Here is a 26,070-nt window from a genome sequence, read left to right as displayed (position 1 = left end):
TATTAAATTACGGGGATTATTTTGGTTTCAACGATGTTGTCGAACGGGATCTGAGTTTCTACTTCTTCTTCATCCGTTATAGCCACCACTTGGTCTTCAATGCCGGTGATGACTCCTTCAATTTTTTTATACTCACCGTCTGTATTTTTAAATTTGATAGTAGCCACCCGACCTTCATTTTTTTTGTATTGCCGGAGATCACTCAGTGGGCGACTCAATCCCGGAGATGAAACATTCAGCCGATATTTTTTATCAAAAAGCTCATGCGCTTCTATCAAAAATCCGAGTTCTCGGCTAATTTCAGAGCAATGATCTATATTCACTCCGCCTTTCTCAGTGTCTAAAAGAACCCATACTTCGGTTTGACCGGAATGTGTTTTTAATTCCACATCCACCACAAACAAGTCGTGTTCCTCGGCAAGAGGAGCCGCTAAGTCTATAATATTTTGGGTGATATCTATTTGCATTTCTATCAAATTCTGAAACAAAAAAAAGCGAGTGCCTTGCGACGCTCACTGCTTTTCAAAGGTAGCTCTATTTCGTCTAAATTTCAATGAAACAAACCGATTGAAGATAGATTCATTTTTGATTCAATGTTTTTGGAGTTAATTTCCTGACTGCCTTAAAAACTGACACATACCAAGTTTATCCACCAACCTGATTTTTATTCATGAAGTACTCATTGTCTTCCCTTTTGTTTTGCACCATATTTTGCTCGCTATTTGTGCTTTCCTGCTCCCAAAAAGATCCCAACAAGAAGAAAGAAATTCCTAATCAGGGAAGGCAATTGGATTTAGTGGAAGAGGTTACTTTTCTCACCCCCGAGGGTGAAGCGATTTCTACGGTGAAAGTAGCTTTGGCAGATGAACCCGAAGAACGAAATCAAGGGCTGATGGACGTCACCGAAATGGCTCCAGATGCCGGCATGCTTTTCATTTTCCCCAATGAAGCACCTCGAAGTTTCTATATGGCAAACACCCCTCTTCCGCTCGATATCATTTTTGTGAATGCCGACAGCACCATTGTGAGAATTCATCACAACACCACCCCTTTTAACAGTGAACAGCTGCCTTCCGAAAAGCCTGCCAGGTTTGTGGTTGAGACCAATGGAGGGTATTGTGTTTCCAATGATATTCAGGAAGGAATGCGAATTCGGTTCTAAGAGGTTTTCAGGCTACTCTTTTTCGAATAATCGCTCATAACCATGATAAGGGCGAAGTGGAATCAGCTCAAATGAAATCAGTCCTTTTTGAACAAGGGGAAGGGTTGAAAGTTTTTCTTCAGCTTCTTCAACATCTTTGCATTCAAGGATAAGCACGGCTTCCGGCTTATCATCCCGAAAATACATTTCCCTGATTACCCCTTCCTTATATAGCTCCCATCCCCGCCGGGCTTCGTCTCTTAAATGAGGAACAAAATCCCGCTTCGAAAGATCTTGCGCTTCTTTTTGAATGGCTATGATTCTCATAATTAATTCTGAATTAAGAATGAACTTTAAAGTACCTGATATGGGAAGAACTATACTCTAATTTAACAAATGCGATGCCGTGAAAGACTCGCTTACGTACTGGAATACATCGAGCTTTTTTAACCAAATAACCCTTCCAGAGTTACGGCAATTAGTTTGACTCGAGCATATGGTTTTAACTCTGGAAGGATTAGGTGTTAATCAGCAAAAGGATACAGCCCTTTACAAATAGAAACTCCTACTGTTCAACAGTTGCGTGCTCTTCCAGGAATTCCATCACGGTTTGTACATTCTTTTTTGAGCCGATGTAAATTGGAGTTTGCTCATGAATAGCTTTGGGCTGTAATTCCATGATCCGCGTTTGTCCATCCGTGGCCATACCGCCGGCCTGTTCAATAATAAAACTTAGCGGGTTACACTCATACATAAGCCGCAGTTTACCCTTAGGGTATCTTTTACTGTGTGGATAGATAAAAATCCCGCCCTTTATCAGCGTTCGGTGGATATCAGCCACCATAGAGCCGATGTATCGGGCCGAATACGGGCGATTGGTTTCCGAATCTTCCTCCTGGCAATATTTGATGTATTTTTTAAGACCTTCATCCCAGGAATTATAGCTTCCCTCATTGATGCTGTAAATAGCCCCATGTTCCGGCATTTTAATTCCACGATCACTCAATATAAATTCACCGATGCTTGGGTCTAAGGTAAAAATCGATACTCCCAATCCTGTTGTGTAAGCCAGAATGGTACTGGAACCGTAAAGCACATAGCCTGCCGCTACCTGACGTACACCGGCCTGTAAGGCATCTTCTTCCCGAACAGCCGGATCAAATCGAGGCTCCCGCATATATACTGAAAAAATACTCCCTATCGACACGTTCACATCAATGTTGGAGGAGCCGTCAAGGGGATCGAGATATACAATATATTTCCCGCCTTTGCTGCCCAGTTTCACGACGCCGTCATTTTCTTCAGAAATCACCATGCACGTGATCAGTGAGCGATCGAGGGCAGAGATAAGCTGTTGGTCAGCAAAAAGATCCAGCTTTTTAACCGATTCTCCATGAACATTGGTGGACCCGTCGTAGCCAAGGATGTTGGTAATACCGGCTTTATTCACTTCGCGGGAAATAATCTTTGCGGCCAGACCAATATCCCTTAATAATTGTGAAAGTTCTCCTGTTGCACCCGGAAACCTGTTCTGAGATTGGATAATGTACTCTTCTAAGGTTACCAGTCTGGATTCTTTTGTACTCACCATATTTCTTTTCTTGTTGGAAGCGCTTTTTTAAAAGATAAGAATGTTTATGAGAGAAAATCTCCCGTTTTTTGAAATTCTAATCAGCCAACCGATTTAATCTCTTCCAAAATTTGTACCGCCTTATCTTTCAACTCATCTTCAGAACCGTTATTGAGAACCACAAAATCAGCAAGGTGCGTCAATGATTCAAAATCAGGTTGTTTATCCATACGGTTTCTGATCTCCAGTTCCGTTGCATGATCACGCTCCAAAGTCCGCTCTATTCTTTCGTCCTCATTAGCCATTACGATGATCACATAATCCAAATCCTCGGGCCGGCCTTTGGAGAGAAGTATAGCTGCTTCTTTGGTGAATACCTCCACACCTTCGCGCTCTTTTTCTTTGGCCAGTTCGGCGGCACGGTCCCACAATACAGGGTGAACCAAGTTATTCAATTCCTCAACCCTTCCCTTTTGAAATGCTTCCTGAGCAAGATATGGGCGATTCAAGTTTCCGTTGGCATCATATGATTCATTCCCAAAAACTTGTTTTATTTTATGCTGAAGTTCCTCATCCTCCTGCATCAGCTGTTTGGCAAAATCATCCGCATACAGTACAAAAGCCCCGAGCTTTTCCCATTCCTTGCAAAAAGTAGTTTTTCCTGATCCTATGCCTCCGGTTATGCCTGCTTTAATCATTATGAAAAGTTTGATATCTATTCAGAGTTAAGAATTTAAAACCGATTTTCCGAAGACCGTACTGGTTATCATAATTTGAATTAGTTGTTACGCGTCCTTCTCCTTATCAAGGAGAAGACAGATGAGGTCCATATTTGAACAAGATATTTAAGTTGTTATTATGAAAGCGTTTAACCAACAACTGATAAAAAAGCCAATCTAAACTTAGATACCTGAACTTCGACCTCTCTAAGTCTCTCCTTCGCAAGGAGAGACTTTTCTTTCTTGCTTCTTGCAGCCAACCTTTTGTTTACTTAAAAAAAGTTTAACCATCTTCTATTTCCTTCACCCTTTTCTTAAGAACAGATAATTGTTCATCAGACAGAGAAGCCGGAGTCCACGGGCCCTTAGTCCAGTTGTATAAAAACATCAAGGCAAGGTTTAGCTCCTCACCAGAGAGTTGTTGGACTCTTTTTTTCAGATGTGCCAGAAGTTTATTTCTATCCATAACGGAAGTAAACATTTATTCACTCTCAGGGCAAGTAAAAAAGCTAATCAATCACCGTTGTTATTCTCTGTTCAGAGGTTTCCGGATAGTCGGTTGTGTAATGCAGCCCCCGGCTTTCTTTGCGTTGCATCGCTGATCTGACAATCAGATAGCCCACACACACCAGGTTTCTGAGTTCACATAGCGGTACACTTACCTTGGTTCGGTGATAGAAGTCTTCCGTTTCCTTGTATAGTAATTCCGTTCTGCGTGCTGCTCTTTCAAGCCTTAAGTCGCTGCGAACAATTCCAACATAATTCCACATCACCTGTCGCAATTCCTGCCGGTTGTGAGAAACCAATACCCATTCCTCGGTATTGGCCGTACCACTTTCATCCCACTCGGGAATCTCATCGTTAAAATCCAGCTCTTTAAAAAACTGAACAGATCGCTTAAACGCCTGGTCTGCGAATACGAGCGACTCTAACAGGCTGTTTGACGCAAGCCGATTGGCACCGTGCAATCCCGTACAGGCTGTTTCGCCGCAAGCAAAAAGCCGCTCTATGGTTGTTTGTCCGTCAAGATTTGTGGCAACGCCTCCACAAGTGTAATGGGTGGCAGGAACCACAGGAATCAGCTCCTTCGTGATATCAATACCATACTTCAGGCAAGTATCATATATAGTTGGGAATTCTTCTTTGAGCGCCTCTGCATCCAAATGAGTGACATCCAGAAAAACATGATCATCCCCTCTTTTCTTAAGCTGATCATCGATAGCGCGGGCTACAATATCCCGGGGAGCTAATTCCTTTCGGTCATCATACTTTTCCATAAAGGCCTCGCCGTCCGAATTCCTCAAAATCCCCCCAAAACCACGAACAGCTTCAGAAATCAGGAATGAACCGGCTTCAGGAACAGCTAAACTGGTAGGATGAAACTGGACAAACTCCATATTCTCAATCCGGGCTTTTGCACGGTACGCCATTGCTATTCCATCTCCGGTGGCTACCGGTGGATTGGTGGTATGAAGATACACTTCACCGGCACCTCCGGAAGCCAGAATGGTCACTTTGGAAAGCATCCGTTTTACCTGGTCTCCCTTTTCGTCCAGCACATACGCTCCAAAACAATGGATTTTATCCAGTGTCTTCACCTTTTGACCCAAGTGATGCTCGGTCAACAACTCCATCGCAAAATGGTGCTCAAAAATCTCAATATTCGGATGGTTCCGTGCCTGATTCACCATCACCGTTGCAATCTCGAAACCGGTCGCATCGGCAGCATGGACAATGCGGTTTTCGGAGTGACCTCCTTCCCTGCCTAAATCAAGCTCTCCATTCTTATGGGTGAACTGAACCCCGTAATCTATCAATTCCTGAATAAGCCCCGGGCCTTCTTTAACCACTAATTCAACAGCTTCACGATTGCATAGACCTGCTCCGGCTTCCAGCGTATCTGATATATGTTTTGCGAAGGAATCTTTCTTATTGAGAACTCCGGCGATTCCACCCTGGGCATAAGCCGTGTTGGCTTCCATCATCTCTTTCTTAGTGATGATTGCTACGGTTCCGTGTTCAGCAGCCTTCAGTGCAAAGCTAAGCCCTGCAATTCCACTGCCAATCACCAAGAAATCGTAGCTATACTTCGGCATCCTGTAAGAGATAAGCTTTTATGAATTCATCCAGATCGCCATCCATCACCCCACTTACATCACTGGTTTCGTAGTTGGTACGGTGATCTTTAACGCGCTGATCATCAAAAACATAGCTGCGGATTTGAGATCCCCACTCGTTTTTACTTTTGGAACCTTCAAGCTTGGCTTTTTCCGCTTCCTGTATTTCTTTTTCCAGCTCATAGATTCGGGACTTCAACAAAACCATGGCTTTTTCACGATTCTGAAGCTGAGACCGCTCTTGCTGGCATTCAGCTACTACCCGTTCGGTCCTTCCGTCTGAAAGTTCACCTTCCCAAATCAGCCGAACTCCGGTTTCTACCTTATTCACGTTCTGCCCACCGGCACCACTTGAATGGAAACGCTGCAACTCCACATCACTTTCGTTGATATCTAACTCGATGGTATCATCAATCAGTGGAGCTACAAAAACGGAGCAAAATGAGGTATGCCTGCGTGCATTACTGTCGAATGGAGAAACCCGTACCAAGCGATGAACCCCACTTTCCGCTTTCAGAAATCCATAGGCGTTATCTCCCTGCACCTCGATGGTGGCGCTTTTCAGTCCGGCTACATCGCCATCCTGATAATCGACAACCGATACCTTGAATCCTGCTTTATCAGCCCAACGGGTGTACATGCGGTAAAGCATTTCACCCCAATCCTGACTTTCCGTACCGCCAGCTCCCGGGTTAAATGTGACAATCGCATCACGATGGTCATCTGGACCACTGAGCATATTGCGAAGCTCCATGTCTTCCAGGGCTTTCTCAAGCTTTTTGTACTCAGCTTGCAGGTCATCTTCCACCTCTTCGCCCATCTCCTGAAATTCGAGATATACGTTAATGCTTTCACGCAGGTCATTCAGGTTATCCCAGCCTTCCACCAGGCTTTTTTCATGATTTAGCTCTTTCATTACAGATTGAGCTTTATCCGGGTCGTTCCAAAAGTTAGGATCCTGGGTTTGTTCGGTAAGTTCTATTATTCGGACTTTTCTTTTTTCGTAGTCAAAGATACCCCCTGAGCGCGTCCACACGCTCGTAGAGTTCATTAAGGTGATCTGTATTTATTGCCATCTGTGTTGTTGAATATATTTTATTTACCGCCTCTGGTAAGCAGGGCGCCAACCAGCAACCCGGCTACAAATGCGATCCCTAACCCTTGCTCAGGGTGGGCACGTACGTATCTGCGGGCGTTTCGGTATTCATGCTTTAATTCTCGTTCGAGGCCGTCGCGCTCATACTTTAAACGATCGAGCAAAACGTCATATGTTTCTTCTGCTTTATTCTGAAGAGCCTCCGTAGTGTCATAAATAGTCTCTTCGATATCGCGTTTGGTCTTAGAATTTTTCTTTGAAGCAGCCATAATATTACCTCCTTTGGTTTTTCTGAAAATACAAATTCGCGTGCTTAATTTTCGAGTGATTTACGGCCTAATTTTAGGACGCCTACCTTATTGAACAATTCATAAAACCTGTTGTTCCGTGAAATCGTTAACCGGCCACCAACTGATCTTTATACTGAAGCTCATACAGCTTTTTATAGATACCGTTCTCCTGAAGGATAAGCTCCTGGTGACTGCCTGATTCTCTGATCACCCCTTTATGCATTACCAAAATGCGGTCGGCATGTTGTATGGTGGACAAGCGGTGGGCCACAACAATTGAAGTTCGCCCTTCCATCATCAAGCGGCTCGATTCGGTAACCAGTGCTTCGGTTTCAGAATCTACGCTGGAGGTTGCCTCGTCCAGAATTAAAATTTCAGGATCGTACACCAGAGCACGAACAAAGCAAATCAGCTGTCTTTGTCCCATTGAAAGTGAAGCTCCCCGTTCCTGCAGTACATAATCGTATGTTTCAGGTAGTTTTTCTATGAACCGGTGGGCCTCCACTTTGTGAGCGGCTTCAATTACTTGCTCTCTGGTAATATCCGGATGTCCCAAAGTGATGTTATCCAGTATGGAACCTGAAAACAGCGCATTATCCTGAAGTACTAACCCAAAATGTGATCTCAGATCATGAAGGGTCAGATCACGGATATCTACTCCGTCCAGTTTTATGCTTCCTTTCTGGATATCATAAAACCTCATAAGAATGTTTATGATAGTCGTTTTCCCGGCTCCCGTAGCGCCAACAAGTGCGATATCATCTCCGGGTTCCGCCACAAACGAGATGTCTTTGAGAATCCATTCTTCATCTTCGTTGTATTTAAACCAAACATTTTCAAATTCAATTTTACCCTGAGGTTTCTCAATCTGTTTGGGATTATCGGTCTCCTTCACTTTGGTTTCCGTGTCCAGTACACTGAATATGCGTTCCGATGAAGCCAGTGCCGATTGCAGCGTATTAAACTTCTCAGACAATCCCTGAATAGGACGGAAAAACTGACGGGCATACTGAATGAAAGCTACCAGCACACCAAAGGTTACGCCATCCATTAACGCCCTGGCACCACCATACCATACAATGAGGGCCATAGCCAAACTGGCTGTTACTTCAACAATGGGCCAGAATATGGCAAAGTAGAAAATGGTTTCAATGTATGCGTCACGGTGACCTGCATTGATTTTTCTAAATTTTTCCTGCTGCTTTTCCTCCCGGTTGAAAAGCTGAACCACATCCATCCCGTTGATATGTTCCTGGACAAAAGAATTCAGCTGGGCGATTTTGTCTCGCACTTCCAGAAACGTAACCCTGACTTTGGCCTTAAACCAAAAGGTAGCATAGAAAAGTATAGGGAGTACAGTTAATGTGACCAGCGTTAGCTCCCAGTTCATGCTAAACATAAAATAGAGGATGAAGATAATCCGAAACATATCCCCGATTATGGTAACTACGCCATCTGAAAGGAGTTCACTGAGGGCTTCAATATCACTGGTGGTTCGGGTAATCAGCCGGCCAATGGGATTCTTATCAAAGAACTGAACATTGAGCGTCTGTATTTTTTTGAACACCGTATTACGAAGGGAGTACAGTGAATTTTGCCCAAACCATCTGGTCAGGTAGGTATTAAAAACCAGCAGGATGAATTCACCCAACAAAGCCCCTCCCAGAAGCGTGATAATCCACCATAAACCTTCAAAATCGTCGGTAGCAATATACTCATCAACGGCTATTTGGGTAAGTTTAGGCCGGATAGTCCCCAGGTAGGAAGCCGAAAGTGTAAGGCCAATGGCGAGTAGTACGTATCCTCGGTAGGGTTTTAGAAAAAAATAAAGCCGCCGAATCAGTGTGGTATCGACGGCTTCAGAATTTGATTTATTGCTCACAAGCTATGTTGATTAGAATCTGTCAAAGTCATCATAGGAAGATCTCGGAGTGATCTTCCGCCTTGAGCTTGAATCAGAATCGTCTTTTTTGTCTTTAATGTTCGCGCTGTACGTACTGCTTCCGTACGTTTTGCGCTTATAATTGCTTTTTCCGCTATTAGAACGATTTGAGCTGCTGCTTCGGTTCCCACGCGAACTGCTTTTTCCACGGCTGGAACTTCCGCCTTTTCGACTTCGAAAATTCTTCTTCCCACCGCCTTTGCTGCTCTTACGGCCTTTGTAATTTTTACCGCCGCCACCGGACTTTTTATTCAGCTCGTTGATCTCCACCTTAGGCGTGATAATTCCACGCTCATGGGTTGGATCCGTGAAAATGGGGCGTAACTCATTAGCCAACCAGGCCGGGTAAAATCCATCCCTGGCTTCCTGGAGTAAGTCGTGTGCATTTGTATATCGGGCCGAGAAGTGTCCAATAACCAGAAGCTTGGTTTGGGCTTCCGTTGCTACCCGCGCAGCATCAGCTGTTGACGAGTGACCGGTTTCACGGGCTTTGTCGTCAAGATCTTTACCGAAGGTTGCTTCGTGATATAAAATATTGGTGTTCATCGCCAGCTTCACGGCATTGGGTGTGTATTCCGTATCCGTTACATACGCAAAACTATCACCCGGGCGCGGGTGTCCAACAATATCATGAGATTTCACCACAGTGCCATCTTCCAGGGTTACATCCTCTCCTGCTTTCAGAGCTTTGTATTGCTCATCTTTGGAGATGCCCATTTTCTCTGCTTTTTCGGCATCAACCTTTCCGGGTCGATCTTTCTCCTGGAAACGGAAACCCACACAAAATTTGGTATGGTTCAATGGGCGAGCTTCTACATAGTACTCATCTGCATCGAATACCCGGTCCACTTCTTCAATATCTTCCTCTATTTCATGGAAGTTGATTTCATATACCGGATCTATTTGTGAAAACTTGAGATTCCATTCCACATATTCTTTGATGCCTTTCGGGCCAACAATGGTAAGGGGTTTATCCCGACGCTGAAGCTGAAGGGTTGCCAACAGGCCAAGTAAGCCTGAAAAGTGATCCACGTCAAAGTGTGAAATGAAAATGGCTTCAATTTTTGAACGCTTTATCCCTGCCTGAAGCATGCGCATTTGTGCATTTTCACCGCAATCGAAAAGGAATACACTTCCTTCTCTCCATAAAGCTACTGAGGGTAAGTGTCTTACAGCGGTTGGGGTTGCTGAAGCTACTCCTAAAGGTACTACAATCATTTTTCTGATCTCCCGTAATGTATGTTTTCTTTATTGGGGCGTTGCTTTCATACAATTGGCCCCGGTTGATAACTTATATTTCTGCCAATTCTTGTTCTAATATCTGTTTGTTGTACATAGCGGTATATCTGCCATCTTTAGCCAACAACTCTTCGTGTGTGCCTTCCTCTACAATGTGTCCTTCCTCTATGTAATATATTTTGTCAGCATCCTTTATAGTAGAAATACGATGACTAATCATGATGGTTGTGCGTCCGCTTAACTCTTGCCTGAGGTGTTTTAATATTGCGTCTTCTGTTTTTGTATCTACCGCACTCAGTGAGTCATCAAAAATTAAAATCCTGGGGTCTTTAATCAGTGCTCTTGCTATTGCTGTCCTTTGCTTTTGACCACCTGACAATGTGATACCCCTCTCGCCAAGCATAGTCTTAAATTTTTTCTCAAAATCCAAAATATTCTCTTTAACCTGCGCTTTTTCTGCAGCGGTTTCAATCTGCTCATCCGAAGCGTTATCTACCCCAAAGGCTATGTTTTCTCCAATGGTATCCGAAAATAAAAATGTTTCCTGAGGAACAAAACCAATGGCTTCCCTCAAACGACCAAGCGACCAGTTTTTCAAGTTAACCCCGTCGATCAAAATTTCCCCTTCCACCGGATCGAAAAGACGGGGGATCAGCTGTACCAAACTTGTTTTACCTGAACCGGTTCGGCCTACAATGGCAATGTTCTCTCCGGGTTTAATCTCGAAGCTGACATTCCTGAGCACCATTTCATCGGTATCCGGATATTTGAAGCCTATGTTTTTGAACTCAATGTGCCCTTCTATTTCACGATCAATCTGGTCGTCCGAGCTCTTAATTTCAATCGGTTCATTCATCAGCTCTTCAATGCGATTCCAGGATGCCAGTGAACGCTGAAAACGATTGGTGGTATAACCCAGAGCAGCAACCGGCCAAATCAGATAGGCCACATAAATTAAGAACTCAGCGATATTACCAACGGTAATGGTTCCGGCAATCACCATTTCTCCTCCCTTCCATATCACAATAAGTAAAGAGATCCCGATAAGGAAGTTGAGCGCAGGATGAAACATGGACTCAATCATGTCTAACCGGAGCTTTTTCTTTCGGTATTTCTCACTTTCATTCTCAAATAACTTTTGCTCATTATCAATGCGGTTATACGCTTTTATGAGCCTGATGGCTGAAAAGGTTTCCTTTGCCCTGCCGGCTAAGGAAGAATACTGCTCCTGAATAATGGTGGAATGCGTGTGGATGAACCCGGTAATCCAGTAAGCAAAAATTGAAATGAGCGGAAGAGGAATCAGTGCCCACAATGTAAGAGTTGGATTCACCAAAAACATCATGGTCAATACAAAACCGGCACGTGTAATAGTGTTGATACTATACATGATAACCGGCCCGTAGTAATCACGGACCTTACCAACATCCTCCGTTGCCCGCACATAGGTTTCACCGGAAGAATTCTCCGCAAAATAACGCTGTGGGAGTTTCATCAGCTTTTCAACAATATCGTTGCGAATATCGAACTCTACTCTTCGTGAAGTTACAATAAGGGTTTGACGGGTAGCAAATAGCAGAATACCATACATCACAACCGCACCAATAAGAATCAGGGAATTGGTTGCAAGCAGCTTGGACGCTTCGGTGGTAAAGAGGGTTTGAACGATGCTGGAGGGCACATCAAATCCCTCTGCTCCTATTCTCTCTACTTCATCCATGGTTTGCCGGATGAGCACCGGTATCCAGACAAGAAATGCATTAGATGCAGTCAGGAAGAGGGCACCCAGTATCATCGTGCCCTTGTACTTTTTAAGGTACCTGTTAAGTTGTTTTATAGCACCCAAACCTAATCCGGTTTAATGGCTTCAAATTTAATTAGTCGGCGAATTGCTGAATCCAGTGTTTTCCGAGCTTCAATCCTGAAAGGTATGCCGATTCAACGGTGTTACCGTTCATATAAGCCCCAACCAAAGCTAATGGAGTGTCGTCGTTTCCTCTAATTTCCATAAAGTCGTGCGGCAAGGGATTTACGGCCCGGCTGTATCTCCAAAAATGCACCTGTTTCCAATCAGCGAGGGCTGCCCAGCCTCCTAATATTTCTGTCAGTCTATCCGTAATCAGCTCTTCTACCACTTCACGGTCGCCATGCATATGCTTCTTCGCAAATTCCGAGGTAGTATGAACAACCAGTGTTTTCACCTCTCCCTCATTTCTCTTGGTAGTTTCATTGGAAATGAATTCAATTACATCATCTTCACAATCAAGCGCATTCCATTCAGGCATGTCTGCTTCATCGAAACCGGCCATCAAAGTAAACTGAGACTCGTATTCCACTTCATCAATTTCACGAACCAGTTTCAGCGTTTCGATTTCATCGATGGTGGTATTAAGGAGTGCATAAGCCTGGCGGGCCGGTGCTGATATGATAACCGCATCCGCACTTTCTGTTAATGCGGTGGGGAAATTCAGCATCCAGCTTTTCTTCTTGCGGCGGTTTTCACCAATATGTGTAAGCCCACCCACCTTTTCATTTAGTCGGATATCGAGATTCCTTCCCAGATATTTGCCAACGGTGTTCATTCCTTTGGGCGCGTAGTAATAAGGCGAGTTATTCTCCCGAAAAGTTACCTTACCGTTTTCATTTCTGGTTGCATAGCTGCCTTCCCAGGTTGTAATAATATCTTTCGCTGCCAGTTCGGTAACCAGTTTTTTGAATTCCGAAGACTCCGCTGTAAAGAATGATACTCCGTGATCCAGCTTTTGGGCATTATCTTTACCGGCATAACGAGTGGCCAGCCTGCCTCCATAGCCTCCGCTCTTTTCAAATACAACAACTTCGTGGCCGGCATTTGCTAACTCACGTCCGGCTGTTAATCCTGAGATTCCTGCTCCAATAACCGCAATCTTCATTATTTTTCTTTTTTAACTCTTGCACAAAACCATCAGATTTTGCGCTTTGATGATGATTAATTATTTAATTTCGAATAAGGTGACTTTAGGACTCACAGCATCCTTGTCTAATAAAGCCGGCCAGTAAGCTACCACATCGCTTGCCTTGGGCCGCCCTCCCGCAAAACCGGTTACACCGCTTGGGCCTGTTAAGATAAGAGGTGCTATTTCCATCCCAAAGCGATTTAAATCATTTTTGCTTTTTCCCGAAACCGAGACCCGCATCTGGATTTCATCGAACTCTGTATTTAGGGCTTCTTCTGTTACCGGAGCCTCTGTATTTCCGTTATAGCCAATGTACTCTTTGTTGAATTCATCGAAATTCAGCCCAAGTGCTTCCGCTCTTTTCTCCAGGATTTCAGCACCTTTTACGGCTTTTTTCAAAGCATCCGGCCAGCAGTAAACCAATGTTGAGGAGAGTTTAAATCCGTCATTATAACTGGCTGATACTTTATAAGTAGGTGTATCGGGTCGGCCTTTGATACCGGTCACTTTTACCCGGTTTGTTCCGGTTTCTTCAACCTTAACAGAAGTAAAATCAGCAATTACATCCGGAGTAATATATTCTGAAGGATCTCCTATTTCATACAACAACTGCTCTTTCACGGTCATCTCACTTACAAGTCCGCCGGTGTTTTCATGCTTGGTAACAAAGAAGTCCCCGTTCGGATAGGCTTCAATAATGGGGAATCCGATATCTGTGAAATCATCCACCTTTTCCCAATCGGTGAAATTACCGCCCGACACCTGGGCTCCGCATTCTATAATGTGTCCGGCAATAGTTCCTACCGCCATTTTATCAAAATCGTCCGCTTTCCATCCAAATTCATGGATCATGGGCGCGAGTGTAAGCCCGGTGTCAGTTACTCTTCCGGTGATGATCACATCAGCCCCGGCCTCTAAAGCTTCTACGATAGGCTGGCAGCCAAAATATACGTTAGCACTAAGCAGGTCATCCTTTATTTCAGAAATAGGACGCCCATCGTCCATATTTTTCAGCTCATGACCGTCTGAAATCAATTCATCAATATTGCTTAGAATATCATCGCCGTTTACAACGGCAACTTTTAAACCGGTATAGCCTTTTTCTTTTGCTACTTTCAGGATTTCATCCTTACAAGCCATCGGATTCACTCCCCCGGCATTGCTGATTACTTTAATTCCATCATTTTTGATTTCAGGAAGAACCTGTTCCACAACATTCACGAAATCGCGGGCATATCCCCAATCAGCATTTCTCATGCGTTGTTTTTGCATGATCGACATGGTTACTTCCGCCAGGTAATCCATCACCAGGTAATCGATGGGCCCTTTTTTTGCCTGATTGACGGGTGCGTTGGGCAGATCGCCCCAAAAGCCTTGTCCCGATGCGATGCGAATAAAATCTTTCATAAAAAGCTGCGTGGTTTATACATCTGAAATTCGCGCTGAATATCGGGATATTTTCGCTGCATGTGAAATTAAAAAAGCTCCGTCTTTATCAAAAGACAGAGCTTTAGTGTATTAGGTTAGTATAGTCTGGAAGGACTAACTGCGTCCAAGCTAAAAAGGGAGGCTCTAAATGTAACCGCATAACAATGTGGTTCTAACAGAATACAGAGCTGTTAGTCGTTGTCAGGATCAATGATATGGCGGGTAATGCCTTTTGCGATGGCTTCGGAACGGGAATGCACTTCCAGTTTCTGGTAAATGTTCCGGATATGATGCCGGACGCCATCCACTGACAAGAATATCTTCTTCCCAATGGCGGCATACGAGCGACCCGTGGCCAGCTCTTTCAGAATTTGAATTTCCCGATCCGACAATTCCTCTTCCAGATCTGCTGCCTTTTGAAAGGTGGCTATCACTTTTCGCGCTATGTTTGGGGTGATTGGAGAACCGCCTTCATGAGCATCCCGAATAGCATGTACCATTTCATCAGGAGTAACTTTTTTCATCAGGTACCCAACGGCCCCTGCTTTCAAAGCATCGAAAATGTGGTCGTCATCATCATGAACCGTTGCCATGATAATGTTTACATCAGGATGATTTTCTCTCATGTACTTAACTCCTTCAATGCCGGTCATTCCCGGCAGACCAATATCCATAATCATCAAATCCACTTTATTGATGGCATCTGATTCAAAGGCTTCTTCACACGAACCAAAACTTCCAATTACCGTTAAATCCCTTTCATGGTCGATGAAGGTCTCCCACCCTTCCCGCATGTACTCATTGTCTTCTACGATACCAACTTTTATCACGATAAGCCCTTGTTACTTTGTAAGATGTTTACTGCTTTAAATATAGCCCGTTCCACCGAAAAACATACTACATACTTATGTGGTCTTGGTTAAAGAGGAACTTTTAACATCCAACGGGTTCCAAATCCTTCGGATGTTTTCAGAGAAATTTCTCCGTTTATCTGCTCAGCCCGTTTGTGGATGTTTACCAGCCCGTTCCCTTTTCGAACGTTGTCCACATCCATGCCTTCTCCATTGTCCTGAACCACCAGTTTTAACTCGCCGTCTTCATACTTCATGATTACATCCAGCTGTGTAGCTTGTGAATGACGTACGGCATTGGTTACCATTTCCTTAAAGATCAGCCACAGATGTTGACGTAATTGCATGTCCAGCTTACCGGGAATGAACTCATCAATCTTGAGGCTATAGTCCATCTCTTTACTTTCCAACAGATCTGACGTAAAACGGCGGCACTTTGAAAGAAAAGACAGCCAATCGTCGTGCTCCGGGTTTATAGCCCACACGATGTCGGTGATTTTTTCTTTGGCGTCATCCGCGCTGTTGGCAATTAAGTTAACAAACCGGCTTTTGTCTTTTTTCAGTTTATCGCTTTTAATAGCCTCTGCAAAGTAACTGATGCTGCTAAGCGTGGCGCTTACTTCATCGTGCAGATCGCTGGCAATATTATTCCGTATTCGCTGTACCCGAAGAATCTGATTAATCCTGATTTTATAAGCCAGGTATAAAATCCCTGCAATGGTAAACGTGTATAACAAATAGGCCCACCAGGTTCGGTACCAGGGTGGGAGGATTTCAAACGGAATAGCATCACTAATCCCTGCTACATCATACACATTCTTACTGCGGACCCTGAACATATATTCCCCTTCCGGGATGTTGGTATAATCTTTCTGGGTTTCGGACGTCCATGTGCTCCAGTCTGAATCAAATCCTTCCAGCTTCACCTGGTACTGGTTCCGGTCAGGGGCCACATAACTGGCAGCTGCATAACTAAACCTGAGCTCGTTATTGGCATAGGGTAAAACAATGGGCTGCTGCGGTTCACCGAAGCCTCCATAAATCAGCGAGTCATTACGAATATAGATTCCAGTAATATTGGTTCGAAATTCAGATTTAAAATTCCATTCTTTATTGGGAATGAAGGACAAGTTATTTGTACTTCCAATCCAAATGCCGCCTTCTGCGCACCTCATCGTATACTTCGGGTTCTTGCTTACTTGTTGATAGGGAGATTCATAAACTCTCCATTCATTCTGTACTTCTTTGACCTTCAATATTTTCTTATTCGCTGTAAACCATATCACTTCTTGTGAACACTGCTCAAAATTATAGACTTGTTTGTTTAGAAAATCAGGATGTTCACCAAGAAATTCACTTTTCCGGAATACCTGATCATCAGAATGATATTCATACAAGCCCGAATTGCTACCACCTCCCTCAGCACCGGCATATAGTTTACCGTCGAAAACTCCAATCTTAATAATTCTTATCACATTGGAACTGTCAAACTTAACAGGAACTGTATTCAGTTTTCCGTCCTGGATTTTTGCTATTCCTGTGCCTCCAGTTTTGTGGCCAATTGTTACAAAGACCTCTTGCTTATACTTCACGGCGTATCCGATTTCATTTCCGGCTGAGAATTCCCGGCTTCTGAACCGTAACCCATCAAAAATCAATATGTTTGTAGGCGTAATAAATGAAACAGTCTCTTCCTCCTTTGCTTTCTCAATGTGCTCTAAAATCGGTCCCTGATATAAACTGGTTAAGGTTCCATCTACACCAATTTCATAAAGTCCTGTATTGTCATACAGATACACACGGTTTCTAAAGGTGACAAAGCCGGCAATTTGTCCCTGATAATCAATAGGTTTAAATAATAGGACGTTCTCCGGGACTGCCAGTTCCTTTCTGTAAATATGTGGATAGGCAAATACAAACATATTGTCTCCTTCAACAGCTATATCGGTTACATCTCCCTCAATTCCTGCCCACTCCGAGTAGTTTTGAATGTGGCTATTTAATTGAAGGGTTTGAATTCCTTCCGCTAACCCCATCCAAAGAGTTTTTTCACGGTCAAGAAACAAGTCAAATACAGAATTAGTGTAAAGCCCGGTCTTTTCATTAAAAACTTTGAGAATCTCTCCGTCTTCATTTGTAAAAATTACTCCACCGTAAATAGTAGCTATAGCAATGGTTTGACTATCAATTAGAATGGCATCAAAAAGTAGTTTTTCTTCCAAATAAGAAGAAACTTCGGTATCAAAAGATTGTATTTCTTTTCCATCATAAACCCATAACTCGCTTTTTGTACCAGCCTTATCTATAGTTCCAAGAAGATATTTTTCTGCACCGACTTTTATCCCAAAAAGTAAACGCGCTTCTCCTAATACTTCAGAGCCTGAAACCTTGGAATAAGAGCTACCATTGAAAGCCCACAAACCTGAATCTCCATCTATAATAATGGTATTATCCTTAAGAAAAGAGGCTCTCCCAAACCTCTCATTTGCCTGAAAATTTGAGAAAGTTTTTTCAGAGGGATTATACACTCCAATGCCATCTAAATGACAGAAGTAAATCTTGCCATCAATTTCGTAAATGCTCCAAACTGAAGGGTGCTCAGCATTTTTACTATAAAAATGATCTGAAATAGACTGGTACTTTATCCGATTGAGTGAATCAGGAATGAGTTTCCCAAAATTTGTTGAGCCACTTACATAGATGTTCTTATTCGATGATTCAAAAAAAGAAAGCCCTCTTCCTCTTTCCCCTATATGATCAAAACCCCAATTTAAACCATCAAAAAAATTTAATCCATTACCAGAGCCTGTGTAAATATATCCATTTGAATCTTGGTAGACAGTCCAGTTTTGAGGGTGGCCTTTCTGTCCAGACTGGCCATAAAATTCCGGCGAGTAGTACGTTTGAAACGAAAAACCTTGACCAACAGATGGGGCTGTGCTGCAAATTAAAGCTAAAGCTCCAACTGCTAATTTGATGAATTTCATGGGCTAATAGTAGTAAGGGCTTTTATGATGTTAGTCACACTCTGTGTCCAAAGGATTACAAATATGCCCCTGTATATGAAAATTATGACTCTCATCTATCCCTATGATCGTAAAGACTATTTGAACTGTTTCATCATTTTTGAAAATTATCGCTGTTTTTTCTGCTTCAATAGCATGACCAAAAACAATTTTAACTCCAACATATTCTCCATTTTCAAAAAAGGCCTCAAATGGCATTTCAATGATTAAATTATCATCAAGCTCAAAATTCACTATTTCTCTTGTATCACCAATCGGTAATTCAGAGGACACTCCTTCTTTTTCATTCTTAAAAGCTCCCTGTAATGATCTTCTCCAGATCAAAAACTTCTTTGATAAGTAAACGTTGACGTCTGTTTCTAAAGAATTTTTAAAATTATCAGGCCCATCCCCATTAAAGTAGTTGACGGTATTAGTTTGAACAAAATCAGGATTTACTCCAACTACTAAGCTATCCATTTTAACCTGTGCTTGAATACTCACCGAATAACATACTGCCATTAACACCAATACATAGTTTTTCATAAATATTACCCCATCTTCAGATTTGTTGTTGAATGTGCAAACAAAAAGCGGATAAATAATACTTTTTTCACCGCATAGGTATGTTGTTTGAAGTACGCTGTAAATCCTCAATAAATCAAGAGAAAGAGAAGCTGGCATGAGTTACCAAAGATTACACCTGCTTTATTTTACTTAAAGTAGCGGTAACACATATATAATTTGACTCATTGAAATAAGATTCACACATTACAGTAATTCTTTAATTGAATACTGCATAAACAGGCGGTGATCAATTAATTTTTTTTCGGTACATATAACATCACAATCTAATCTATACATAGAGAGCGAATAAAAAGTGGGTACGCTCATCTCGATCGATTAGGGGTTACTAAACAAATAATAAAATACAAGGGGATACCATGAGATCCAGAATTCTACCATTTCTGTATGCTATCTTTATACTTATTCTGGGAAGCGGAACCGCTTTCGCCCAGGATGGAGTATTTACAAGTTCCTTTACGGCACCTTCAGCAAATATAATTTTAGGTCCGACAGGAAGCGATGTTACATTTTCTTACTCTTTAGATCCAGCCGCTGACTCGCTGGATTACATAGAAGTAAGAGTTTTTGAACAAGGAGGTGATACATTAACTTCCGTATTAATTAAAACATTAGGTTCGCCGAACGTAGCACCTTTAGAATCAGATGTTCCAAGCTCATTCTTGTTGAATGGTGATGAGATTGAAGGCGTACTTACTGATCCTTCCAACTATTATACTGTAGAACTAATTGCTTATACAGATGATGACAATACTTCCGGTGGTGGTGATCAGACTGCAAACGGACAAATATACATCGATGTATATGTAGATACTGATGCTCCAACTCTGGCAGGATATGGACTTGATAACTATTCTGGTATTAACGAACCCCGAATTGGAGGTGATACTCTTAGAGTAAATATCCAGGATGACTTCATTGATTTCTCAAACTCTGATTTTGAGCTCGATTTAGCCATTTTTGAAAATGGGACAACGGATACTACTTTTCATTTGACCGGTACAATCGCCGAGTTCCTTACCGATGGCACTCTTATTGATACCACGAGAAATGATTCTTTGGATTATGACTTTACCTTCCTGGTTGATCTTACTGAGTACGTACCTCAGTCTGCTGTGAGTGTTGATATCGACCTTGATGTGGCCGATGGAGCTGCAAATACCTCCGTTCAGAGTCAAACAATTCTGGTTAACGACAACACCGCACCAACGGTTCAATTACTTACTATTGATGGAGCCGCTCCCGGTTTTGATGTTGTTCCTAATGCAAATACCGGGGTAAATACGCTCATTTATGATGTGCGGGATACTTACCTAAGTTCAGACAGCTTAAGAGATGACTACAACTTAGACCTTACCTTGTTTGGCGATCTCTTCTCAGGTACTATCGAAGAACATGATGATGCCGGACGACTAACCGTTCAGGGTGATACCTTATTTATCTTCAATGTAAATCTTAAGCCTTATACTCAAAGTAATGGCAATATTACCCTGGAGGTTACCGATGCTGCCGGAAACAGCGGCTCTGATACCGAGAATGTGGATATCATCGATTTCAATACCGATGATTACTTCCTGATGCAGCCTTATCCACATACAGCTTTCAATAATAATCTGACGGTTCAGCTTACTCCGGACAAAGAAGGTGAATACACCGGAGCAACCATTCAGCTTTCATCCGATCCAAACTTTGGTGCAGGTAATATTGATACGACCTACACCCTGGATGATGCTGTTCTGAATGATGTGTTTGATACTCCGGCGAGCCTCGGACTTACCGATGGCGGCATGTATTATGTACGGGCGGTCGTTTCCGATGCCGATGGTTCTACATTTAATACCAGGGCCAACCCGGTTTTTTACGACACTACAGCACCCTCACTCACAATGGCTCTGCTTGATGCTATTGATTTTGGCGGAACCGATTATATAACCGGTGACAACACCAGAGTTCAATTCAACTCAACAGATGATGATCTGAACGAATTGGATGTGGATGTGCAACGGGTACTTATCGACTCTACCACGAATTTCTTCAATGTCGATTTTCTTACGGAATATCCTTTCCGCTTCTCTTTCGATTCGGAAGATTATGACGGAGATCTGACTAACGAGTTGTTTGATGGCATGGTCGTATTCCGCGTTATTTCTACTGATAATCTGGGCAATAACAGCATGCCTATGTACTTCCCGGTCAACGTAGATAACGTATCGGCTGACTATATTCTTTCGGAAGTAAACGGTATTGACATCCTCGCCGATAACGCGGACGGCAATTACCCTCCGATTAATGCCGGTGGTGTACTTACGCTTGAATTCACCCATTATGCGGATGACATTGCTGCCGATGGTGCCGAATTTGAATTAGATTACGGTGGTGAAACTATTGTTGGAGAAATCACCGCTCAAACATCGGATACCTACACAGTAGAGTTTGCCATTCCGGATAATGATATGGACGTAGATGTTGACCTGACTCCAGGGTCTGGTGACATCACCGTTAACTTCATTGACGTGTTTGGTAACGAGAATGAAAACTACATCGGTACTCCTGATGTAGGAACTATCCAGATTTTTAATAATGCACAACCATGGGTAGCATTACTTGATGGTTTTGCTAATAACACCGTTCGCGATACGCTTGAACTGGATCTTGATCTGCAAAGCGACCGCGAGTTGGTTGACAGCGTCATGATCCAGTATGGTACCTATACCGAAACGGATACTACTTATTCTGAGCTGGTGACGTTGCCGGTAGATTCTCTGGATGGAGCCGGTGATTATACCTATCCATTCCTGACTACAGGTTTGGCTGATGGTGATTACCTCCTTCGAACCGTCACATACGGTTTTGAATATGATCGATTTGATGGCACCCAGGTAACCGTTGCGGACACCTCCTATGCCCTGCGTATTGACAACACACATAACGGCACAACCGAACGTGTGGCTATTCTTGAACAGCCGGACAATACCTTGCACGGCAGCGAGGATATTACGTTATCAGCAGAAAATGGCGGAGATGCCTACGGTACCCTTTTCGAAGGTAAATTCGTTGCCACCAATCCTATGGTAGAAGAAGACGCGGATACCAGTTGGGTTCTTATTGATTCTGTTATTGTGGAAACAACCGATGGCATCTTCACAACCGATGTAGATGAGGCCACACTGGAAACCCTGTTCGATATCGACAATGTGGAAGGGGTATTCACTTTCCGTGCGGTTGGTTTTGACTCAGCGGGTATTTATCAGAATATCACTGGTAATATGGATGACCCGATGGCGGTAGCCACTATCGAAGTTTTCTATGACGATATCTCCCCATCAGGAACCATAGCAGTTAACGGCATGTCGATTGAGCACCCTTCCTCTCCTGTTAATTCTGATGACTGGGATTCTCAGTCTTTCACAGACTTCAACGTATGGAGCGGTATGGTAACGATCGGTTTTGAGCTGGATGAAGAAGAAAACGACTTCAATCGGGCTGTTTTGGATATCCGAAGAGGTGCTGCAAGAGAACCGGGCGATTATGACGCCTTCCGTTCTTCTCAGGATCAAACCATAGCTACTATGACAGGTGCCGGAGCAACATATGAACTGGACGTGGATGATTTAGATCCGGGTGCTGTTTATGTACTTACCATGTACCTGATCGATGACTTTGGAAACCGCTACGAAGCGGGAACAGTTGAATTTACAGCTGTTGGTCCTCGAGCTCACATTACCGGTTTAAGTGACGAACACGGTGATATTTACGTACAGGCAACTCCACATACACAAACGGCCATTCTGGAAGTTTCTACCGATAGTGGAGCTACCTATGAGCAGGTTTCGGTCATCGAAGATGGTGATTTCGATTACTATACCAGCGCCAGCTATGATGGCTTCAAACAGGCCATGATGAACCTGGAAGATTTCCAGTTACCGTTAGGTAACCTGATGTTCCGATTAACAGCCGGTGAAAATGAAGAGTTGTACGAGTCGGAGTATCAAAACTCTACCACCATCATGATCAACCATTCCGAAAGCTCAGATGTACGAGCTAAGGCTGGGCCTGAGGTAAATCAAATGCAGGGCGTTTTCACCCCTATTACCTCGGATGATATCGACCTTTCTCTCTACAGAGCAAAGGGTGAGATCAACGACATACGCGTGGAAATCGCACCGATCAATGCCAATGACAATGTAAGTCTGTTCCTTTTAGCCGATGAGAATACATTCTCTACGTTAAATGATCTGGAATGGGCTATTTTCCCACGCTGGGCCAGTTATACCGATACAGAGTGGTTTGGAATTTCCAGTCCGCTTGAAGCGATAGATGGTAACTATCTTGGATTCAAAGCTGATGGAAATACCATTCGTTTGGATGATGACATTGATATTACCGGTGGCGGTAAGTTTTTTGCTTACGTAACTACGGTACTCCCAACCGGTGAAACCATCATGACTCGCGAAATCATTGAAGTACAGCGTGTAGCTGCCCAAAATGGCGGCACTGTTACTTCGCAAGATGGTAACTTTATGATTGACATACAGGAGAATACGCTTGACAGAAATGCCAATCTTATGATTGAAGAAGATCCTTCAAGCTTGTTCTTTACGCACGACAGTGAAGCTCAATACGGTCAGATCGGCACGGCTTATTACCTGAATTCATTTACAAGTAATGCTGTACGTGAAGGACGTAGAGTGAACTTCTCTATTGCTTACAACCCGGCTGACATCATGGACCTAAATGAAAATGGATCCACTGATGATGAAATCGCTGCCCTCTGCGTTGGATTTACCGATGTTGGAGACACCGATATAAGCTTCCAGGGTATTCTTGATAAGCAGATTGATACCGACAATAATATGTTCCATTTCACAATGGACTACCTCCCTACCAATGCCATGCGATTTGCCCTGGTACTTGAAGGAGCTATTGTCAATAACCCAGGTTCAATGAGAGTTGTAAATACTTCCATTGACAGTGATGCACCTTATGTAAACGAAGATCATTTACTTTCTATCACCGTTTCAGATGATAAAGTAAATAGCTTTGATGAATACTGGGTGATAGTTGATGGCTCAATTGTGGAGTATGACACTAACTTCCCTGATGGATTAGAAAACGGACTCAGACTTGAATCAGATTATGATATCGAAGACCTCAACCTAAATGAAGGTCTGCATACTGTGCGCTTTGTTATAACTAATAACAATGGCAACCGCCTTGATGTTACCTACGATTTCATAGTTGATAAGAAGAAGCCTGTAATATCTCAGGATATTCAGTTCGTAGATATGATTCAATCCGGTCATAAGAACACCCTTTCGTTCAAAGTAAGAGATGCAATGGCCGGCGATCAAACCGGATCCGGAGTAGCTCTGGACGAAATCTTTGTAGATGTTTACCTGATTGAACCTGACAAGCGCTATGGAGCCTATGATACTGCTTCAGGAACATGGCACTACCGTCAGGATGTCTTCAAGCGATACTTTAAGCAGTATAGTGAAGGAGATTTCATAATGGGTGAAGGCAGCCGAAGTGATTCAATGGGCTTGTATTTTGAAGTTGTTTTTAACCAGGAACTTGAAGTTTCCGGTTACGAGTTCGTAGTGCATAACGGTGACTTTGTTTTCGATGAGGATTCTCTGAAAACATGTGAAACCGTATGTAGAGAAGATGATTTCGAAATCGAGAATTATTACGAAGGCGGTATTATGGACAGAGCCTCCAACCAGGCGAATGCGGTTTCATTCACTGTTGGAATTGATCCTACTGTTACTTCGAATGAAGAGGAAAACGTTATTCCTGAAAAATTCCATATGGATCAGAACTACCCGAATCCATTCAACCCAACAACCACTATTCAATATGGCATCCCGGAAGCAAGTGATGTTATAATGAAAGTGTACAATACGCTTGGGCAGGAAGTAATGACCCTGGTTAACGATCGTAAGAGTGCAGGAACGTACAAAGTACAGTTCGATGCCGCTACCCTTGCAAGTGGTATGTATATATACCGAATCGTAGCCGGTGACTTCGTTCAAACGAAGAAACTGATGCTGATAAAATAGAACTCAGCGTTTAGTTAAACACATAGTAACTTTAAAGGGCTGCTTTCGGGCAGCCCTTTTTTTATGTCTTTATAACCCATGTAATATTATTCCAGGTATATCATCAGGATAATGGTAACGGTGAATGTAACTGATAGTAAGAACTCAGTTTTCATTGCTCTTCACTGCTTTTATTGGATAAGCTATACAAACAAAAAGGCCCGTCATTTCAAAGACAGGCCTTTAGCAGTTCTTTAGGTTAGTAAATCAGAAAAACTCGGTTTGGTAAATTGTACCCCGAAAAACCCAAACCAGTTTTAACTCTGATACGACACTATGATCGATATTTTTTCTTCATCAAACACTACATACTTATGCAGTATTCGAGTTATTAGGTTTTTTTAATAAACCTATTATATCCGTCAAATAAGTTTATCACGCAAAGCTTTTGCAACGGCTTCGCTTTTATTGCTCACTTCCAGCTTATTATAAATATTACGGATGTGATAGCGCACTCCGTCAACTGAAAGATACACCTCTTTGGATATGCCTTTGTAGGAACAGCCCTCAGCAAGTAAGGTAAGAACTTGAGTCTCAGTATCTGAGAGTTCAATATCAACGTCACTCGAAGCCTGAAAAGAATTGATGACCTTTCGAGCAATATTCGGACTCATGGGAGATCCCCCATTTTGTGCAATATGTACGGCCTCAATTAATTCATCAGGAGAGATTTTCTTGGATAAGTAGCCAATCGCCCCATTTTTGAGTGCTTTAAATATTCGTTCGTCATCATCGTGAATGGTAACCATCAATACAGAAAGGTGGGGGAACTTGTCCCTGATGATCTTCACCCCTTCTGTGCCATGAATCCCCGGCAACTGAATATCAAGCAGAACAACGTTGGCCTTTGCGAGCTGAGTACCTTCAAAGGCATCTTCACAGCTTTCGTACTCAGCAATTACACACAAGTCTTGCTCAAAATCGAGGATGGTTTTCCATCCTTCCCTCATATATTTGTTGTCTTCGATTATTACAATGTTAATCATGTGCCGGATTTTTAATGCTATATAGCCATTAAATCAGAAAAAGTAACCACCTGATCAGGCAGTT

The 26,070-nt window shown here is 42.9% G+C and carries 19 protein-coding genes; 2 read left to right on the top strand and 17 right to left on the bottom strand.

Features of this window, described 5'->3' with window-relative positions:
• Positions 1 to 2: 2 nt before the first annotated feature.
• Entirely contained in the window at positions 3 to 467 is a 465-nt protein-coding gene (gene rimP / locus NM125_RS13600; protein WP_255135512.1) for a ribosome maturation factor RimP, read from the bottom strand.
• Between the two features lie 203 nt (positions 468 to 670).
• On the opposite strand from rimP, the gene NM125_RS13595 reads away from it, so the two are divergent.
• On the top strand, positions 671 to 1,162 hold the full coding sequence (locus tag NM125_RS13595; RefSeq protein WP_255135511.1) for a DUF192 domain-containing protein: 492 nt from the start codon (positions 671 to 673) through the stop codon (positions 1,160 to 1,162).
• Between the two features lie 12 nt (positions 1,163 to 1,174).
• Here NM125_RS13595 and NM125_RS13590 read toward each other — a convergent pair whose 3' ends face one another.
• The 15 genes from NM125_RS13590 to NM125_RS13520 form a co-directional block, all read right to left on the bottom strand.
• Positions 1,175 to 1,468 carry a hypothetical protein gene (locus NM125_RS13590; protein WP_255135510.1) on the bottom strand — a complete coding sequence of 98 codons (294 nt, stop codon included), beginning with the start codon at positions 1,466 to 1,468 and terminating at the stop codon, positions 1,175 to 1,177.
• 238 nt (positions 1,469 to 1,706) lie between these two features.
• Positions 1,707 to 2,732 (bottom strand): class 1 fructose-bisphosphatase, encoded by a 1,026-nt coding sequence (gene fbp, locus NM125_RS13585; RefSeq protein WP_255135509.1) that lies wholly within the window; start codon positions 2,730 to 2,732, stop codon positions 1,707 to 1,709.
• Between the two features lie 80 nt (positions 2,733 to 2,812).
• Positions 2,813 to 3,409: a dephospho-CoA kinase gene (gene coaE / locus NM125_RS13580; RefSeq protein WP_255135508.1), complete on the bottom strand. Its 597-nt coding sequence runs from the start codon at positions 3,407 to 3,409 to the stop codon at positions 2,813 to 2,815.
• Positions 3,410 to 3,713: 304 nt separating this feature from the next.
• A complete protein-coding gene (locus tag NM125_RS13575; RefSeq protein WP_255135507.1) occupies positions 3,714 to 3,896 on the bottom strand; it encodes a hypothetical protein in 183 nt (60 codons plus the stop codon).
• 43 nt (positions 3,897 to 3,939) lie between these two features.
• On the bottom strand, positions 3,940 to 5,526 hold the full coding sequence (gene nadB / locus NM125_RS13570; protein ID WP_255135506.1) for an L-aspartate oxidase: 1,587 nt from the start codon (positions 5,524 to 5,526) through the stop codon (positions 3,940 to 3,942).
• A protein-coding gene (gene prfB, locus NM125_RS13565; RefSeq protein WP_255135505.1) for a peptide chain release factor 2 occupies positions 5,513 to 6,623 on the bottom strand; the annotation gives its coding sequence in 2 pieces (ribosomal slippage) (positions 5,513 to 6,556 and positions 6,558 to 6,623; 1,110 coding nt in all). The genes nadB and prfB overlap by 14 nt, the downstream gene beginning before the upstream one ends.
• 19 nt (positions 6,624 to 6,642) lie before the next feature.
• The gene (locus NM125_RS13560) at positions 6,643 to 6,912 is read right to left on the bottom strand and encodes a glycine zipper domain-containing protein (RefSeq protein WP_255135504.1); all 270 of its coding nucleotides are present in this window, start codon (positions 6,910 to 6,912) and stop codon (positions 6,643 to 6,645) included.
• A gap of 127 nt (positions 6,913 to 7,039) precedes the next feature.
• Entirely contained in the window at positions 7,040 to 8,815 is a 1,776-nt protein-coding gene (locus NM125_RS13555) for an ABC transporter ATP-binding protein (RefSeq protein ID WP_255135503.1), read from the bottom strand.
• Positions 8,816 to 8,827: 12 nt separating this feature from the next.
• Positions 8,828 to 10,093, bottom strand: a complete 1,266-nt coding sequence (gene rnz / locus NM125_RS13550) for a ribonuclease Z (RefSeq protein WP_255135502.1) — start codon at positions 10,091 to 10,093, stop codon at positions 8,828 to 8,830.
• A gap of 73 nt (positions 10,094 to 10,166) precedes the next feature.
• Positions 10,167 to 11,960: an ABC transporter ATP-binding protein gene (locus NM125_RS13545; RefSeq protein ID WP_255135501.1), complete on the bottom strand. Its 1,794-nt coding sequence runs from the start codon at positions 11,958 to 11,960 to the stop codon at positions 10,167 to 10,169.
• A gap of 31 nt (positions 11,961 to 11,991) precedes the next feature.
• On the bottom strand, positions 11,992 to 13,026 hold the full coding sequence (locus tag NM125_RS13540) for an NAD(P)/FAD-dependent oxidoreductase (protein ID WP_255135500.1): 1,035 nt from the start codon (positions 13,024 to 13,026) through the stop codon (positions 11,992 to 11,994).
• Between the two features lie 60 nt (positions 13,027 to 13,086).
• The gene (locus NM125_RS13535; protein ID WP_255135499.1) at positions 13,087 to 14,457 is read right to left on the bottom strand and encodes an acyclic terpene utilization AtuA family protein; all 1,371 of its coding nucleotides are present in this window, start codon (positions 14,455 to 14,457) and stop codon (positions 13,087 to 13,089) included.
• Positions 14,458 to 14,669: 212 nt separating this feature from the next.
• Positions 14,670 to 15,308, bottom strand: a complete 639-nt coding sequence (locus NM125_RS16005; protein ID WP_255135498.1) for a response regulator transcription factor — start codon at positions 15,306 to 15,308, stop codon at positions 14,670 to 14,672.
• Positions 15,309 to 15,397: 89 nt separating this feature from the next.
• Entirely contained in the window at positions 15,398 to 18,316 is a 2,919-nt protein-coding gene (locus tag NM125_RS13525) for a sensor histidine kinase (protein WP_255135497.1), read from the bottom strand.
• 30 nt (positions 18,317 to 18,346) lie between these two features.
• Positions 18,347 to 19,018: a hypothetical protein gene (locus NM125_RS13520; RefSeq protein ID WP_255135496.1), complete on the bottom strand. Its 672-nt coding sequence runs from the start codon at positions 19,016 to 19,018 to the stop codon at positions 18,347 to 18,349.
• A 260-nt stretch (positions 19,019 to 19,278) separates the two neighbouring features.
• Here NM125_RS13520 and NM125_RS13515 point away from each other — a divergent pair, with 260 nt between their 5' ends.
• Positions 19,279 to 24,981 (top strand): T9SS type A sorting domain-containing protein, encoded by a 5,703-nt coding sequence (locus NM125_RS13515; protein WP_255135495.1) that lies wholly within the window; start codon positions 19,279 to 19,281, stop codon positions 24,979 to 24,981.
• A gap of 401 nt (positions 24,982 to 25,382) precedes the next feature.
• On the opposite strand, the gene NM125_RS13510 is transcribed toward NM125_RS13515, so the two are convergent.
• Entirely contained in the window at positions 25,383 to 26,006 is a 624-nt protein-coding gene (locus NM125_RS13510) for a response regulator transcription factor (protein ID WP_255135494.1), read from the bottom strand.
• Between the last annotated feature and the right edge of the window lie 64 nt (positions 26,007 to 26,070).

Source organism: Gracilimonas sediminicola (assembly GCF_024320785.1).
In the GTDB taxonomy this organism is placed as follows: domain Bacteria; phylum Bacteroidota; class Rhodothermia; order Balneolales; family Balneolaceae; genus Gracilimonas; species Gracilimonas sediminicola.
Note: the sequence above shows the minus strand (reverse complement) of the source record. Positions and strands in the feature narration are given on the sequence as shown.

What these genes read in the sequence shown, in the direction of transcription:
- NM125_RS13560 (WP_255135504.1), bottom strand. Translation starts at nt 6,912, where the DNA reads ATGGCTGCTTCAAAGAAAAATTCTAAGACCAAACGCGATATCGAAGAG.
- NM125_RS13520 (WP_255135496.1), bottom strand. Translation starts at nt 19,018, where the DNA reads ATGCCAGCTTCTCTTTCTCTTGATTTATTGAGGATTTACAGCGTACTT.
- NM125_RS13525 (WP_255135497.1), bottom strand. Translation starts at nt 18,316, where the DNA reads ATGAAATTCATCAAATTAGCAGTTGGAGCTTTAGCTTTAATTTGCAGC.
- rnz (WP_255135502.1), bottom strand. Translation starts at nt 10,093, where the DNA reads ATGATTGTAGTACCTTTAGGAGTAGCTTCAGCAACCCCAACCGCTGTA.
- coaE (WP_255135508.1), bottom strand. Translation starts at nt 3,409, where the DNA reads ATGATTAAAGCAGGCATAACCGGAGGCATAGGATCAGGAAAAACTACT.
- NM125_RS13575 (WP_255135507.1), bottom strand. Translation starts at nt 3,896, where the DNA reads ATGGATAGAAATAAACTTCTGGCACATCTGAAAAAAAGAGTCCAACAA.
- nadB (WP_255135506.1), bottom strand. Translation starts at nt 5,526, where the DNA reads ATGCCGAAGTATAGCTACGATTTCTTGGTGATTGGCAGTGGAATTGCA.
- fbp (WP_255135509.1), bottom strand. Translation starts at nt 2,732, where the DNA reads ATGGTGAGTACAAAAGAATCCAGACTGGTAACCTTAGAAGAGTACATT.
- NM125_RS13590 (WP_255135510.1), bottom strand. Translation starts at nt 1,468, where the DNA reads ATGAGAATCATAGCCATTCAAAAAGAAGCGCAAGATCTTTCGAAGCGG.
- NM125_RS13540 (WP_255135500.1), bottom strand. Translation starts at nt 13,026, where the DNA reads ATGAAGATTGCGGTTATTGGAGCAGGAATCTCAGGATTAACAGCCGGA.
- NM125_RS13535 (WP_255135499.1), bottom strand. Translation starts at nt 14,457, where the DNA reads ATGAAAGATTTTATTCGCATCGCATCGGGACAAGGCTTTTGGGGCGAT.
- NM125_RS13595 (WP_255135511.1), top strand. Translation starts at nt 671, where the DNA reads ATGAAGTACTCATTGTCTTCCCTTTTGTTTTGCACCATATTTTGCTCG.
- rimP (WP_255135512.1), bottom strand. Translation starts at nt 467, where the DNA reads ATGCAAATAGATATCACCCAAAATATTATAGACTTAGCGGCTCCTCTT.
- NM125_RS13515 (WP_255135495.1), top strand. Translation starts at nt 19,279, where the DNA reads ATGAGATCCAGAATTCTACCATTTCTGTATGCTATCTTTATACTTATT.
- NM125_RS13510 (WP_255135494.1), bottom strand. Translation starts at nt 26,006, where the DNA reads ATGATTAACATTGTAATAATCGAAGACAACAAATATATGAGGGAAGGA.